The following is a 15,460-nucleotide window of genomic DNA, read 5'->3' as shown; positions in this document are numbered from 1 at the left end:
TTCGGATTGATGGCAACGAAAAAAGTAAGCTGCGTTAAATCCATTAGCCCGGGTAAGGCAGCAGCATCCTGCGAACCTTATCGGTGGGCAAAAATATGTCCCATAAACTCCACCATCGTATGGGCCGCCAGATAAGATGTCATCCCGGTACCCACATCCAGCAACGGATTCACTTCAACTAAATCGAAACCAATAATTTCCATCCGCTGCGCCAGTGCGCAAAGGGTATCGCGCAGCTGTGCGTAGCTCATACCGTCAGGTTCTGCGGAAACGCATCCCGGCACCAGCGCCATATCAAGCACATCAATATCAATGCTGACGTAACACTTTTCACCAGCAGGTAATAATGCTGCGATCTGCTGTGGGGTAGCGCGACGAAACTGATCAATCGGCACAATACGGCTGCCTTGCGCCTGCGCATCGATAATTTCGCTCGGGCGCACGCGCAGGCTGCGGATCCCCACCTGAGTCAGGCTTTTTACCTGCGGCAAAGCGGCGATATGGCGAAAAGGCTGACCGTTGGTATAGTGCATCTCGTTCTGTACCGGCGCAAAATCCAGATGCGCATCGAACTGAATAACATGTACCGGCTCTTCAATACCGCGGATCAGCGGGTAAGAGATGGAATGATCGCCGCCCATGGCTACCGGTATTGCCCGTTTACGTCGTAGCTGGCGTGTCATGGCAGAAATGTTATCCAGCGTTTGCAACAGATTGGTTGGCAGGATATCCACATCACCCACATCCTGAATTTTGCCATCACTAATCTCATGGGCGAGGAAATGCTGCTGGCGCGCGATATCATAAAAACCGCTGGGGGAAAAACGCATTGAGTGTTCACGGATACTGCGTGGCGCCATGCGCGAACCGGGCATAAAAGGGGAAGCCTCATCCAGCGGTACGCCAAATACCGCCATCTCCGCCTGCAGCTGCGCAACGTCCTCACAGTAGTTGGCACGTAAAAAGGTTGCGATGCCGCTAAAGGCGCGATTCACCCGATCGACGCCACGCATATTGATCATTTTGCGGTGTTCTCCCTCAGCAGTTCAGCTGATTTTTTTAAGTAAAGCCTGAGTTCTGGCATGAGTCGGGTTGGCGAAGATGGCCGCCGCCGCGCCAGATTCCACAATACGTCCCTCCTCCATCACCACCAGCGTATCTGCCATCTCTCTGGCGAAGGTCATTTCATGGGTCACTACCATCATGGTCATGCCCTCGAGCGCCAGCTGTTTCATTACCGCCAGCACTTCATCCACCAGTTCAGGATCCAGCGCCGACGTGGGCTCATCAAACAACATCACCTCCGGCTGTAACGCCAGCGCACGCGCGATGGCGACTCGCTGTTTCTGTCCGCCCGACAGGCTGGCAGGCATGGCATCCGCTTTATGCACCAGCCCAACCTTCTCCAGTAGCTGCATCGCCAGTTTTTCGGCATGTGCTTTTGGCTGCTGCAAAATTTTGCGCGGACCGATCGCCACATTCTGCAGGATGGTCAGATGAGGAAATAAATTGAACGACTGAAACACCATGCCAACATGCGTTCGTAAGGCATTCAGCCTGAGATCGTCCAGCATCTTCCCCTCATCCAGCAACCGTTCGCCGCAGATGCGGATAGAGCCGCTTTCCCCTTGCTCAAGGCCATTGCAACAACGTAAAAAAGTACTTTTCCCGGAACCACTCGGCCCGATGATCACCACGACTTCACCGCGTTGCACTTCGAGGGTGATACCGTTAAGAATGGTATGCGGGCCAAATGACTTTTGCAGTTGGCTAACCTGAATAATTCCCTGGCTCATTGCACCATCCCTCCGGCACGCAGCTTGCGCTCCAGTTGGCGTAACGCCAGCATGGTCGTACTGGTCAGGATCAGATAGATACCGGCAATCAGGATATAGACCTCCAGCGAGCGGTAGGAAACACTGATAATTTTTTGCCCTTCATGCATAACATCGTGGATAGTAACCAGCGACACCAGTGCCGAATTCTTGGTCAGCGCGATAAATTCATTAGCCATCGGTGGCACCATACGAACCAGCGCCTGCGGCATAATCACCCAGCGCATCGCCTGCCCTGATGACATGCCCATTGATCGCCCCGCTTCCATTTGCCCGCGGTCAATCGACAGGATGGCACCGCGAACCAGCTCGGAAACATAGGCTGCGGAGTAACATCCCATCCCGACCACGCCGCAAACAAACGCGGGGATCACGATGCCAAAGTACGGCAGCCCGAAATAGAGGATAAAAAGCTGCACCAACAGCGGCGTACCCCGGATTAGCACCACATAGCTGTTACCCGCCAGCCAGAGCACCTTACGCGCGGGATTTACCCGCGCCAGGCCAATAAAGGTGCCAAGGATACAGCTCAACAACATGGCGCATAGTGTCACTTCTATGGTCACCAGTGCGCCTGAAAGCAGCTCCCGCCAGCCTGCGAGAGCCGGTGTAAAATCAAAAGTGACCATACCCGGTTACGCTCCTTTAGTTGCCTGCCACGCCAAACCACTTCTGGTTGACACGCTGCCAGGTACCATCAGCCCGAATGGCCTGGAGTGCCTGATTAAGCGCTGCGCGCAATTCCGGCTGGCGTTTGCTGACAGCGATACCATAATCTTCGCGTGTTAAAGGTTCGGCCAGCACCTTGCTGGTACCGCGTGTTTTAGCGTAGAGCAGCGCCGCGGGTTTCCCGGTGACCACCGCATCAGCGCGGCCGGAAGAGAGCGAGTTAAACATCTCCTCATTTTTTTCCACTTCAATCAGTCTGGCCGTTGGATACTGGCTGCTCAGCAGGCTAACCGATTTGGTGCCCACCTGAACTGCCACCCGTTTACCGGCAAGATCGGCCGGACTTTTAATGCTGGTATTATCTTTATTGACCAGGATGACCAGCCCTGCAGAAAAGTAGGGATCGGTAAAGTCGACAACTTTTTTGCGTTCATCGGTAATGTAGATCGCCGACAGAATAATGTCGGAACGTCCGGCGAGCACCGAAGGTACCATCGCTTTAAAATCCATGTCGGTATACTCCAGCGGGCGCCCCAACTTTGCGGCCAGCGCGCTGGCTATATCAATATCAAAGCCCACGCGGTTGCCGTCCTGTATGTATTCCATCGGCGGGAAGGTGGGATCAATTGCGACATGTACCGGTTCAGCGGCCAGGGAGCTGCCAACGTATAGCAGAGCGGGCATACAAAGCGTCATCAGTAATCTTTTCAGTTTCATCAACATTTTCCAGATTAATTAGCGTGTAGTATCGCAATAGCCGGCGCGGATCGCGGCCCCGATAAAATTCAGAATCAGACGGCCTGCAATCATGCAGGAATGTTGGTTAATATCTTTTTCTGGCTGGATTTCGACAAAGTCCATACCTACCACACGTCCTTTCTTCACCAGACCATGTATCAATTTTCGTGCCTGAACAAAGGTAACGCCGCCGGGAGCGGGTCCGGCTACCGCTGGCATACAGGTTGGATCCAGACCATCAGCATCAATCGTCAGATAGTAGCGACCACCATCCGGAATCCGGGCCAGTACCGCTTCCATACCGATATCGTGCAATTCATAGGCAGTAATGATTTTCGCGCCCCAATTGCGGGCATAATCTGCCTCTTCCTGGCGCGCGCTGCCCGAAGCACGCATGCCAATCTGAATAATATCTTTCACATACGGCAGCTCAGACGCACGACGCATTGGGCTGGAAAGGCCATCTTTCACGCCATTGACCTCATCGCGCCAGTCAAGATGGGCATCCAGATGCACAATGGTCAGTGGCCCCTGATCGTCGAAAGCGCGGAGAATCGGATTCGTAATGCCATGGTCACCGCCGAGCACGATCGGGATCGCCCCTGCCGCCAGAATTTTGCGTGTCGCCAGCTCGGCGCGCTTAAAATGGCCGCGCGGATCGTTGAGATCGGCAGGCACATCGCCGCAATCAACAAAGCGCACATCTTCCCGCCCCTGTAGTAGCGGGCCGTCAATATCAAAATCAAAACGCTCCGGGCTGCGGATCACCCGATCGGATGCCTGACGAATGGCAGTGGGCGCATTGGTCTGATCGTTGTTGTAGTCCTGCGGGGTATAAGCTGCGCCATACGGCATACCTAATACAGCAAAATGCGCCTGTAAGTTATCCAGATCCAAAGCAAGTTCAGAGAATAACAGTGACTTATGATTTGTTTTTGGTGCAATAGTAAGTTTTTCAGACATGGTGTATTTCCCTGGTGTGGCAAAATATATTATTCGCGATTGTATTAATGGTTACGCCCAGGGAAAATAGACTTTTTATGCAATCATCGTTGCGGGAAAAACAACCATGAAAAACAGAGTGCTGAACGAGCGTGATTTACGGGCATTACGCATATTTTGCGTGGCAGCCCAGGCAGGAGGGTTTTCCGCAGCAGAAAATAAACTGAATATGACCAAAACCACTATTAGCCGCCAGATTAAATCCGTTGAGGAGACGCTGGGCGCAAAGCTCTGTAGCCGCGGTCCACAAGGGTTTGAGCTCACCGTGGCAGGCAAGGCGGCACTGGTCTACGCGCAGGAAGCGCTCGACGCGCTTGACCGTATTTTCCCGGCAATTGACGCCAGCCGGGAAATTATTTCTGGCGACCTATCGATAGGTTTTTCTGATAATACTATTGGTAATCCCGGCAGTTATTTACATCTGGCTTTAAAGGAATTACGCCATACGGCTCCGATGGTAAACTTATCGCTGCATACTCTTACCGCGCCGCAGCTTATTCAGGCACTACTGGATCGTAAACTGGATATTGCAGTGAAAGGCATAATGGAGCATCAGAAGGTCATATCTTTACGTTATATTGAACTCTATACCGAAAGCCACCAGCTTTATTTTGTTGGCGCGGAATTAGCTGACGAAAAACGCCCGGTGGTTTTCCGTCACCAGCAGGCTTTTGTGGAAGAGAGTATTACCCGTATGGGTTACCGTCGGGGTCCGGAAGCGAATGGTATTGAAGCGGTCGCCATGTTGGTAGCCACCGGGCAGTATGTTGGTATTTTGCCGACCCACTATGCTGATTTACTCCGTCCGGTGCTGCCGTTACAGGAAGTGCCCGGTACACCGCGCTGGGAAGTGAAACACTATGCGGTCACCCACGGCTCACGCCCGCTCTCCCCGGCCGCCGAAACCATGCTGAAATTGCTGCTCGCCAGCCACCGACGGCAGGCACACGTGGTATAGCCCGCGGACTGCGGCGCCAGTCAGCCGTTTTTTATCGCACCTGATTATTCCATTATTTTTTCAGCGGCAAGGGTTAACAAGCGCCATGCTATGAATAACCTTCGCCATATTGCTATCAGGATGCAAACCATGACCAGAAATCTGAACAAAGACACCCAAATATGTATGTCACTGGCCGCCCGCCCCGGTAATTTCGGGACACGCTTCCATAACTATCGGTATAACGCGCTGGATCTCGATTACTTATATAAAGCCTTTACCACCACCGATCTGGCTGCGGCGATTGGCGGCGTACGGGCGTTGGGTATCCGTGGCTGCGCCATTTCGATGAGGCCTGCATTCCACTGGTTGACGAACTGGACGCGTCGGCGCAGGCGATTAATTCGGTGAATACCATTGTCAATACTAACGGTTATCTGAAGGCCTATAACACCGACTATATCGCGATTGCCACACTGTTAAAGCAGTACCAGGTACCGGCCGGGATGACCTTTGCGCTGCGCGGCAGCGGCGGGATGGCAAAAGCCGTCGCCTGCGCATTAAAAGATGCCGGTTTTAAACAGGGTTATATTATTGCCAAAAATGAAACCACCGGTCGCCAGCTGGCGGCGTTAACCGGTTTTACATGGCGCCAGAGCCTTGAAGGGGTAGAAACGCCCGGCTTATTGATTAACGCCACACCGGTCGACATGAGCGGCGGAGCGGATGCCGATAAACTGTCTTTTAGCGCCGCTGAGGTGGATGCCGCCAGAGTGATATTCGATGTGGTGGCATTGCCGGAAGAAACGCCGCTGATCGCTTATGCCCGCAGTAAAAATAAAACGGTGATCACCGGTGCGGAAGTGTTTGCCATTCAGGCGGTGGAACAATTTGTGCTGTACACCGGTATCCGGCCAGATGACGCATTATTCCACGCCGCCGCCGCTTACTCACGCCAGTAGCGCTTACCGCCGCTGGCTACCGGTATCAGGAGTGGGTTTCGCCCAGCGGCCAGGACTCAAACAGATAGCCATCAAAGTTGATATCATCGACATCGGAGAACTCCAGCAGCCGCATTTTAACGTTTTCAAGGTGTTGCCACATCGCCAGCTTCGCCGCTCTGGCATCTTTCTTGATTAATGCGGCCAGAATTTGCTTATGGTCGGTAAGCCACGCCTGGCGATAGTGGGTATCGTGCAGATGACGGTGCAGTTGCAGCCACATCGGGTTATTTTCCCGCCATTGCCAGGATTGTTTAAATAACTCGACCAGCATGCTGTTATGGGTAGCTTCGGCAATGGCAAGGTGAAACTGCATATCACCGCTTTCATGATCGTCGCTGACCAGTTCCTGCTCTTCAACCTGTAGCGCGCGGCGCATCTTGATGATGTCATCACGGGTCGCCTGTAGCGCGGCAAACTCGGCAATATTACTCTCCAGCAGCTGACGCGCCTGCAGCAACTCAAACGGCCCGGCATCGTTGCACTGCTTAGCCGCTGACGCATCGGCGTTTTGCTCCTGCGGCAGCATCATCACAAAAATCCCGGAGCCGCGACGCACCTCAATCAACCCCTCAATCTCCAGCATTATCAAAGCTTCACGCAACACGGTACGCGTGACGCTCAGTCGCTCGGCGATCTCACGTTCCGGAGGCAGGCGGTCACCAATAGCGAACTGCTCACGGACGATCATAGTGCGTAACATGCCGCCAACTTCCTGATAAGGACGCTGTGGGCGCGCTGGAATAGAGGACGCTTTCATGATGATATCCACTTATATGTTGCCAGAAGACCCGCGAAATGCCGGGTAACTGGCAAACTATAACATAACTGGTCAGTCAGCTATAGACGCCAGGCCAGATGAAACAAATCTCTAACCATATCAGTCAGAAAGAGATAATTATTTACTGCTTAAAACGCATTTCAGCGCGGAGAATGCTGGCTTGCGCGCTGAATTGGTTGATCAATTAATCCCGGTTGCTGCCAGCGGGCCACCTCCCGCTTTAACCGCCGGTGAAATAGCGTTGCGCATTGTTAAAACAGATATCTTTTACCATCTGCCCGAGCAGCGCTTCATCATCCGGAACTTCCCCATCTTCCACCCACTGACCAATCAGATTACACAACAGACGGCGGAAGTATTCATGACGCGTATAAGAGAGAAAGCTGCGTGAATCGGTCAGCATGCCGACAAACTGGCTGAGCAGGCCCATTTGCGACAGCTGCTGTAGCTGGCGCAGCATGCCGTCTTTCTGGTCATTAAACCACCATCCGGCGCCAAACTGCACCTTACCGGCAATACCGGCGCCGGGGAAATTGCCGATCATGGTCGCCAGCACTTCGTTATCGCGCGGATTCAGGCAGTAGAGAATGGTCCTCGGCAACTCATTGCTGACATCCATACTGTCGAGCAGGCGCGACAGCGCCCAGCTGATAGCGTTATCGCCAATCGAATCAAAACCGCTGTCCGGCCCCAACAGGCGGAACATGCGCGTGTTGTTATTGCGGATTGCGCCGATATGCAGTTGCATTACCCAGCCGCGCGCGGCGTACTGACGGCCCAGCCATACCAGCACCGCCGTAGTAAATTGTGCAATTTCCAGCTCATCCGGAACGCCACCGGCCAGGCGTTTCGTCAGTATCGCATCCAGTTTCCGATCGTCCGGCACAGGCGCATAGCGCAGTACCTCGATACCGTGATCGGCAGCGCGGCAGCCGTGCCGGGCAAAGTGATCGAGCCGCTGGGTGAGCGCGGTACGCAAATCCGCAAAGCGCGTAATGGCCACATCCGCCACCGCTTCCAGCTTATGCAGATAGTCGACAAAGCCATCGAGCTCGATTTTAAACACCTTGTCCGGACGCCAGCTTGGCGCCACTTCAATATCAATGCTGTCGTCGGCGGCAATCTGACGGTGGTATTGCAGTGAATCAAGCGGATCGTCGGTGGTTCCCACCATGCGCACATTCATCTGACGCATAATGCCGCGCGCCGAAAACGCCGGCGTGGCCAGCAGCTGATTACATTGTTGCCAGATACCTTCGGCGCTATCCGGCCCGAACAGGGTATCGCTAATACCAAAAGGCCGGCGCAGTTCAAGGTGCGTCCAGTGATACAGCGGATTACCCAGCGTACGCGGAACGGTGCGCGCCCACGCCAGATATTTATCATAATCACTGCTGGTTTTACCGGTGATCAGCGACTCATCAACGCCTGCCGCACGCAGTGCGCGCCATTTATAGTGGTCGCCTTCCAGCCAGATCTGCCCGAGGTTGGCAAAACGGCGATCTTCCGCAATCTCCTGCGGATTGAGATGGCAGTGGAAATCATAGATTGGCATCGCCGCGGCATACTGGTGATACAACACCCGCGCGGTGGCGTTTTTCAGCAAAAAATCTTCCGTCATAAATGCGGTCATCGCTCTTCTCCTGGCTGATTAAAGGGCTTCCACGACAGCGCGGGCGCCTTTTTGCAGCAATTGCAGGTAAGCCTCGCTTACCGCACTGACAAAGGCGTGATTATCCGGCAGATCATCGCCAAAAATGGCTCTGATAGCCAACAGCGCGCGCACCCGCTCCAGCGGTTCAGTATATTGCTGGTGAATCGCCTGAAACTGCGCCAGCAGCGGATCGACCACCTCAATCGCCTCGCCCTGCTCATCGATTCCGCTGACGTAGCGCATCCAGCCCGCCACGCCGAGCGCCAGATGGCGCCACTGATGGCCCTGAGCAAGGTGCAAACGAATCGGATCAAGCAGGCGTTGCGGCAGTTTCTGGCTGCCATCCATGGCGATTTGCCAGGTACGATGGCGCAGTGACGGGTTGCTAAAGCGTTCAATCAGCATCCCGGCATAGCGATTAAGATCGGTGCCGGCCGGCATTGACAGGGTTGGCGCCTGCTCGTCCAGCATCAGAGCCAGCGCCGCCTTGCGGTATGCGGCATTGCTCATGGTGTCGGCAACGGTCTGATAACCCGCCAGATAACCGAGCCAGGCGAGGAAAGAGTGACTGCCATTGAGCATACGCAGCTTCATCATTTCAAACGGCGCCACATCGGCAACAAACTGCGCGCCGACGTTATCCCACGCAGGACGGCCATTAACAAAATGGTCTTCAATCACCCACTGGCGAAAAGGTTCACAGGCGATGGCGCAGGGATCAAACACCCCAAGCTGTTCGCCAATTTGCCGCAGCGTCTCTTCCGTGGCGGCAGGAACGATGCGATCCACCATGGTGCTGGGGAAAGTCACATTGGCGGCGATCCACTGCGCCAGTCCGGCGTCGCGCGCCTTCGCCAGCCCGATAACCGCCGCCTTCGCCACCTGGCCATTCTCGCGCATATTGTCGCAGGACATGACGCTAAACGCCTGCAGTCCCTGCTGGCGGCGTAAACTCAGCGCCTCGACAATATAGCCGATGGCGGATTTCGGCTGTTGCGGATTGGCGAGATCCTGCTTAATTAGCGGATGACTGAGATCAAGCTGACCGCTGGCGGCATCGGTGCAGTAGCCTTTTTCGGTGATGGTCAGCGAGACAATCGCGGTTTCCGCGCGCGCCATCGCCTGCAATATACCTGCGCTGCCGACCGATTGCGGATGTAGCGCCTCTTTGACCGCGCCGATAATTTTCAGCTCACTGCTTTGCGCGCCGCGTTCCGCCACGGTATAGAGTAAATTCTGCGCCTTCAGCTGGTCGATTAGGCGCGCACTGTTGCCGGGCATCAGACTGACTTCGCAAATGCCCCAGTCGCTGTCGCTACTCTCCAGCAAATGATGAGTAAATACCGCCTGATGCGCGCGGTGAAAGGCGCCGCAGCCGAGATGAACTATGCGTGACACCAGACGCGTGGCGTCCCACGCCGGACGCGCCACGGAAACCGGGCTGTTGGCAATATTCTGCGCCATAACAAACTCCTGTCAGGTAACGACCCTCGCCTGGCGGCAGGGTTATTGAATATAACAACTGAGTGACAACAGAGCGCCGCACCCGGCTGATGCAGAGTGCGGCGAGAGATTAGTGACTGAAGAAAGCGCGGTGAATCGCCAGCTCAACGCCACGCAATTCGGCCAGACCTTTCAGGCGACCAATCGCCGAGTAGCCGGGATTGGTTTTCTTGCGCAGGTCATCAAGCATCTGGTGACCATGGTCAGGACGCATCGGGATCAGATCTTCCTCCCCGGCGACTTTACGGCGATGCTCTTCTTCCGCGATGGCTTTCACCACCTCGTACATATCGACATCGCCATACAGATGTTCGGCTTCATGGAAGGTATTCGGATTCTCTTCCCGCAGCGTGGAGCGCAGATGGGTAAAGTAAATACGCGGACCAAACTGCTTAATCATCTGCACCAGATCGTTGTCGGCGCGCACGCCATAAGAGCCGGTACACATGGTAAAACCATTCGCCTTGCTGCTTACCGTCTCCACCATCCATTGCATATCCTCAATGGTCGACACGATGCGCGGTAGGCCAAGAATCGGTCGCGGCGGATCGTCCGGATGGACCGCCATACGCAGCCCCACCTGCTCAGCCACCGGAATAATCCCCTGCAGGAAGTAAGCGAAGTTTTCCCGCAGTTTGGCTTTATCAATATTATCATAACGTTGCAGATGCTGGCGGAACTGCTCAAGGGAGTAGCCCTCTTCCGCACCCGGCAGCCCGGCGATAATATTGGCGATCAGGCGATCTTTTTGTTGCTCGCTCATTTCGGCAAAGCGCTGATTCGCCTGCTGTACCTCGGCGGCAGTGTAACTGGCTTCCGCCCCCTTACGCTTCAGCAGATGCAGTTCAAATACCGCAAATTCAATCTGGTCAAAGCGCAGCGCTTTAGCGCCGTTCGGCAGCTGATACTCAAGGTCGGTACGGGTCCAGTCCAGTACCGGCATAAAGTTGTAGCAGACGGTGTAAATGCCACACTGAGCAAGGTTACGCAACGACTGCTGGTAATTTTTAATCCACAGATCGTACTGCCCGGAATGGGTTTTGATATCCTCATGAATCGGCACACTTTCTACCACCGACCATACCAGACCAGCAGCTTCAACCATCGCTTTACGCTTCAGGATCTCTGCCACCGTCCATACTTCACCGTTCGGAATATGGTGCAGTGCGGTCACCACGCCGCTAGCCCCGGCCTGGCGCACATCGGCCAGCGTCACCGGATCATCAGGACCATACCAACGCCAGGTCTGCTTCATGCTGAATCCTCTTTATTATCTGCCATTTAGTGGTTGACCACCATGCGATTGCTTATTCCCATGGCGGTGCTGTACTTACCTGCGTGCTAAATTCAATCATTTTGCCAGGGTTGTCAACCTGGCATAGTAAATTGGTTAACCACATCACAGATCGATAATCTTTATGGCTGGCGGATAGCTGAGACTGGCTGGCGCTAAATTTTGCGCGGTTAAGAGAGGCAGGTGTCATGACTGGCACCCTGGCTGGCCGGGGACGGAATAAAAGAGATCAACCAATTTCACCACGGTAATACCGGAAAGTTATCATTAACTTACAACTGCCCAACCAGCGCCTTCAGTTGCTCAATCAGTACCTCCCGTTCCGTTGGCGCATCTTTTACGAAGGTTGACTGACGGATCACCAGCCGGGTCGGCAACAGCTCCAGTATTCTGCGCTGGGGCTCCTGCAGCATATTACGGATATGCTGCACCGCGCGCTCGCCCAGCAGGTCGAAATCCTGCGCCACCGTCGTTAGCGCCGGCTGGAAATAGAGGCTATCTGCCGTATCGTCATAGCCGGTCACCGATACCGCATGGCTGCCGGATTTATGCAGCTTATTCAGCGCACTGAGTACCCCCAGCGCCATCTGGTCGTTGGCCACCACAATGGCGCTAATACGCGGATTGGCGCTCATCAGTTCAAAGGTTTTTGCCCAGCCGCTGGCGGCACTCCAGTCGCCAAAAGCGGTCATGGTATTGCTGACGCCGAGCCGGTGCAGCGCCTCACGCCAGCAGCCGAGACGCAGACGCGCCGACACCGAGCTGACCGGACCGGCCAGCAAACCAAATTCACGATGCCCCAGCTCCCAGAGATGATTCACGCAGGCGCCACAGCCATCGCGATGATCAAAGCGTAAACAGGAGACCTCAGTGTCAGGGGGCACATCGAGAAACAGACATGCCATATCGTTATTTTCGATCGCCAGTCGTTCCGCCACCTCCGCTTCAAGCGGCATACTGACAATCACCGCGCGAATATTCTGGGCGCGCAGCTCATTCAGCGCCACCTGTAGCTGCGGATAGTCGGCACTTTTCAGCATCGCCATGGTGACTTGCAACTGATGGGCTTCCGCATGACTTTTAATCGCCGCCGCCACTTGCGATGGCGCATGCAGCGTCAGTGAGGCGGTAATCAGCCCGAGCGCCGGTAACGCCTTGCCCGCCAGCAGCTGCGCCGAGCGGTTGGGTACATAGTTAAGAGTATGCATGGCCTGCATAATGGTATCGCGGGTGCGCTGCGACACCAGCGCCGGATTATTCAGCACCCGGGAAACCGTTTGCTGGGATACGCCCGCCAGATTCGCCACATCTTCCAGTGTTGCCGAACGATTTTTCATACCTCGTCTCCCCGGCTGTTTCGCGCCATCATCGTTCTCCGTGCCACCCCGTTCAGGCCTGATTGTCGTAAAATGTCGTGCGCTAACATTTTATGTCTAAAGTACGACATTTTGGGCCTATTTTAGCCGGGTTCTGTGATCGTCTTCCAATTCCATTCACCTGATAATTGCCGTAAAAACGCATTAGAGCGATAAATAACAGCCAATGTATAGCGCATGACATTTTAATGCTTTCAACCACACTAATAATAAAATAACGGGATACCCTATGAAGCTCTCTGAACTCAGCACAAGAGAACGGCACAACTTCAGCTACTTCATGCTGTTCTTTTTCTTCTACTATTTTATTATGTCGGCGTACTTTCCCTTTTTCCCGGTCTGGCTGGCGGAAGTCAATCATCTGACAAAAACGGAAACCGGGATGGTATTCTCATCCATTGCCCTGTTTTCCATCGTGTTTCAGACCGCCTTTGGCCTGATATCGGATAAATTAGGATTACGTAAGCACTTATTATGGTGCATTGTAATCCTGTTAATTCTGTTTGCCCCCTTCTTTATTTTCGTGCTGTCACCCCTGCTGCAATACAACATCTGGTTTGGCGCGCTGGCGGGTGGGATTTATCTTGGCTTTGTGTTTTCCGGCGGCTCCGGCGCGGTCGAAGCCTATATAGAACGCGTCAGCCGCACTAACCGTTTTGAATATGGTCGGGTGCGGGTATCCGGCTGCGTCGGCTGGGCGATTTGCGCCTCTTTAACCGGTATCCTGTTCAGCATTAACCCGAATATCACCTTCTGGATAGCCTCCGGATTTGCGCTGGTGCTGGCACTACTGCTGATTCTGTCACGCCCGGAACCGGACCAGAACCAGGCAGTAATGGAGAAGGCCGGAGTCAGACAGCGCGAGTTCTCGCTGAAAATGGCCAGTGAATTATTGAAGATGCCGCGTTTTTGGGCATTTCTACTGTACGTGGTGGGGGTGGCGAGTATCTATGATGTCTTCGACCAGCAGTTTGCCAATTTTTTTAAAAGCTTTTTCTCGTCGCCGCAACAGGGCACCGAAATATTCGGTTTCGTTACCACCGGTGGGGAATTACTTAATGCGCTGATTATGTTTTTCGCCCCGGCCATCATTAACCGCATCGGGGCCAAAAATGCCCTGCTGGTTGCCGGTGCGATTATGTCAGTACGAATTATTGGCTCGTCATTTGCCAGTAGCGGTATTGAAGTGATTATCCTTAAAACTCTGCATATGTTTGAGCTGCCCTTCCTGCTGGTTGGCACCTTTAAATATATCTCTTCGGTTTTTGACCCACGTCTGTCGGCGACGCTGTTTCTGATCGGTTTTAATCTGTCGAAACAACTTTCCGGGGTGGTGCTCTCTACCTGGGTAGGACGGATGTATGATTCGGTGGGCTTCCACCAGGCTTATTTGATCCTTGGGCTGATCACCGCCAGCTTTACGCTGATCTCTTTCTTTACCCTCAGCGGTCGCAGCGCCAGCCGCCTGCTGGCCGCCGGAGCGAATAAAGCCTGATGATAATTGATCAGCCGCAAACACAGGTGGTCGCCTCTGAGCCAGATGTTCTGGCTCAGAGGGATGCAGAAGCGTAGTGGTACAACGGTGATTAGTAGTTAAACAGACTAAATGTGCCGGCGTAGTAAGTTACCATCCAGGCTACATAGCCAAACCATACCAGCATAACCAGACCCATACCCATTTTAGCTGTCATTTTCCTGCCCCTCTGTCGCCTGCAATTTCAGCAATGACTGTATGCAATAAAGAGTGGCAGGACGCTGACGGGCGCATATTGCGCTGGATCAATTTAACCCTGAAAAGCCTCCGGCGGATATTCTGGCGCAGATCACCATTCAGCAATCCGCCCTGGCTAATTGCCGCCGGACAGCTCGGTGGTGCGTTTCACTGCCGCCAGCACACTACGCTGCAATCCGGCGGCAAAATCACTGTTATTCAGTTGATACAGCCCATTAATCCCCACCCCGGCCGGCGAGTTATTAATGTCCATCAGCTGTCGCGGATGGTGGCCGCTCAGTTTTAACATCTCCACCGCCCCCAGCAGATTTTCCCAGGCGACCTGCGTAGCCTGAGGGCGGGATAACCCGGCCAGCACGCCTGCGTCGGTCAGTGATTCAATAAAGTAATAGACGTAATTCACCCCGGCGACCGCGTAGCCGGTGAAAATATCAATCAGACGTTCTTCCAGCAGCATCACTTTGCCGAAACTTTCGAGGAACGGTAACAGGGGTTCTGGCTGCACAAGGGCATTAAATACCACGCCACTGTATCCCAGCCCGGTATCGGTCAGGGTATTGGGAATAATGCGCGCAATCGGGCGTGTCGCGCCCAACAGCGATGAAAGGCGCGCCAGCGTTACACCGGCAATAATCGAAATCACCGTGGCCGTCGGCGCGGCGTATTGCGTGATGGTTTGCGCCACCGCCGCAATATCATCCTGCGGACGCACGCCGATAACAATATAATCAGCCTTGCTCAGCGCGGCAGCGGCATCGGCGCTGTCCGTTAACTGATAACGCTCACGCAACAGGCTGATGCGGGCCGGATCAATATCCGCCAGCGTGATCTCAGCGGTCTGCAATACCTGGCGCTTTAACGCCGCCCGAATGATGGCTTCGGACATCTGACCGGCACCGATAAAATGAATATGGCTCATGGTTATCTCCGTAAAGAAA

General features: G+C 54.1%; 13 protein-coding genes and 1 pseudogene. 3 read left to right on the top strand and 11 right to left on the bottom strand.

What is annotated here, in order from left to right; all coding sequences use genetic code 11:
- Positions 1-77 precede the first annotated feature (77 nt).
- Genes JWF83_RS07525 through JWF83_RS07505 form a run of 5 tightly spaced genes read right to left on the bottom strand, consistent with a single transcriptional unit; the run spans position 78 to position 4,205 of the window.
- Positions 78-1,022 (bottom strand): arginase family protein, encoded by a 945-nt coding sequence (locus JWF83_RS07525; protein ID WP_413649569.1) that lies wholly within the window; start codon positions 1,020-1,022, stop codon positions 78-80.
- Between the two features lie 24 nt (positions 1,023-1,046).
- Complete coding sequence (locus tag JWF83_RS07520; RefSeq protein WP_413649568.1) at positions 1,047-1,796, bottom strand: amino acid ABC transporter ATP-binding protein; 750 nt, start codon at positions 1,794-1,796, stop codon at positions 1,047-1,049.
- Positions 1,793-2,464, bottom strand: a complete 672-nt coding sequence (locus JWF83_RS07515; protein WP_413649567.1) for an amino acid ABC transporter permease — start codon at positions 2,462-2,464, stop codon at positions 1,793-1,795. Before JWF83_RS07515 ends, JWF83_RS07520 begins: the two co-directional genes overlap by 4 nt.
- Before the next feature lie 16 nt (positions 2,465-2,480).
- Positions 2,481-3,221: a transporter substrate-binding domain-containing protein gene (locus JWF83_RS07510; protein ID WP_413649566.1), complete on the bottom strand. Its 741-nt coding sequence runs from the start codon at positions 3,219-3,221 to the stop codon at positions 2,481-2,483.
- An 18-nt stretch (positions 3,222-3,239) separates the two neighbouring features.
- Positions 3,240-4,205 (bottom strand): agmatinase, encoded by a 966-nt coding sequence (locus JWF83_RS07505; protein ID WP_413649565.1) that lies wholly within the window; start codon positions 4,203-4,205, stop codon positions 3,240-3,242.
- Positions 4,206-4,311: 106 nt separating this feature from the next.
- Here JWF83_RS07505 and JWF83_RS07500 point away from each other — a divergent pair, with 106 nt between their 5' ends.
- Both JWF83_RS07500 and JWF83_RS07495 read left to right on the top strand, forming a co-directional pair.
- The gene (locus JWF83_RS07500; RefSeq protein ID WP_413649564.1) at positions 4,312-5,202 is read left to right on the top strand and encodes a LysR family transcriptional regulator; all 891 of its coding nucleotides are present in this window, start codon (positions 4,312-4,314) and stop codon (positions 5,200-5,202) included.
- 129 nt (positions 5,203-5,331) lie between these two features.
- Positions 5,332-6,143: pseudogene (locus JWF83_RS07495) on the top strand (shikimate 5-dehydrogenase).
- 25 nt (positions 6,144-6,168) lie between these two features.
- Here JWF83_RS07495 and uxuR read toward each other — a convergent pair.
- From uxuR to JWF83_RS07470, 5 genes are all read right to left on the bottom strand, one after another.
- Positions 6,169-6,942 carry a Uxu operon transcriptional regulator gene (gene uxuR / locus JWF83_RS07490; protein ID WP_413649563.1) on the bottom strand — a complete coding sequence of 258 codons (774 nt, stop codon included), beginning with the start codon at positions 6,940-6,942 and terminating at the stop codon, positions 6,169-6,171.
- A gap of 241 nt (positions 6,943-7,183) precedes the next feature.
- Positions 7,184-8,596: a glucuronate isomerase gene (gene uxaC, locus JWF83_RS07485; RefSeq protein ID WP_413649562.1), complete on the bottom strand. Its 1,413-nt coding sequence runs from the start codon at positions 8,594-8,596 to the stop codon at positions 7,184-7,186.
- A gap of 18 nt (positions 8,597-8,614) precedes the next feature.
- Positions 8,615-10,081 carry a fructuronate reductase gene (locus tag JWF83_RS07480; protein ID WP_413649561.1) on the bottom strand — a complete coding sequence of 489 codons (1,467 nt, stop codon included), beginning with the start codon at positions 10,079-10,081 and terminating at the stop codon, positions 8,615-8,617.
- Between the two features lie 109 nt (positions 10,082-10,190).
- Complete coding sequence (gene uxuA, locus JWF83_RS07475) at positions 10,191-11,375, bottom strand: mannonate dehydratase (protein ID WP_413649560.1); 1,185 nt, start codon at positions 11,373-11,375, stop codon at positions 10,191-10,193.
- A gap of 311 nt (positions 11,376-11,686) precedes the next feature.
- Complete coding sequence (locus tag JWF83_RS07470) at positions 11,687-12,751, bottom strand: LacI family DNA-binding transcriptional regulator (protein ID WP_413649559.1); 1,065 nt, start codon at positions 12,749-12,751, stop codon at positions 11,687-11,689.
- Between the two features lie 268 nt (positions 12,752-13,019).
- Here JWF83_RS07470 and JWF83_RS07465 point away from each other — a divergent pair, with 268 nt between their 5' ends.
- Positions 13,020-14,285, top strand: a complete 1,266-nt coding sequence (locus JWF83_RS07465) for an oligosaccharide MFS transporter (protein WP_413649558.1) — start codon at positions 13,020-13,022, stop codon at positions 14,283-14,285.
- Between the two features lie 352 nt (positions 14,286-14,637).
- On the opposite strand, the gene JWF83_RS07460 is transcribed toward JWF83_RS07465, so the two are convergent.
- Positions 14,638-15,441 carry a pyrroline-5-carboxylate reductase family protein gene (locus JWF83_RS07460; RefSeq protein WP_413649557.1) on the bottom strand — a complete coding sequence of 268 codons (804 nt, stop codon included), beginning with the start codon at positions 15,439-15,441 and terminating at the stop codon, positions 14,638-14,640.
- Positions 15,442-15,460: the final 19 nt, after the last annotated feature.

The organism is Pantoea sp. B65 (genome assembly GCF_047308185.1).
Lineage (GTDB): Bacteria > Pseudomonadota > Gammaproteobacteria > Enterobacterales > Enterobacteriaceae > Erwinia.
The sequence above is the reverse complement of the archived record's forward strand: the minus strand, read 5'-3'. Positions and strand labels throughout refer to the sequence as shown.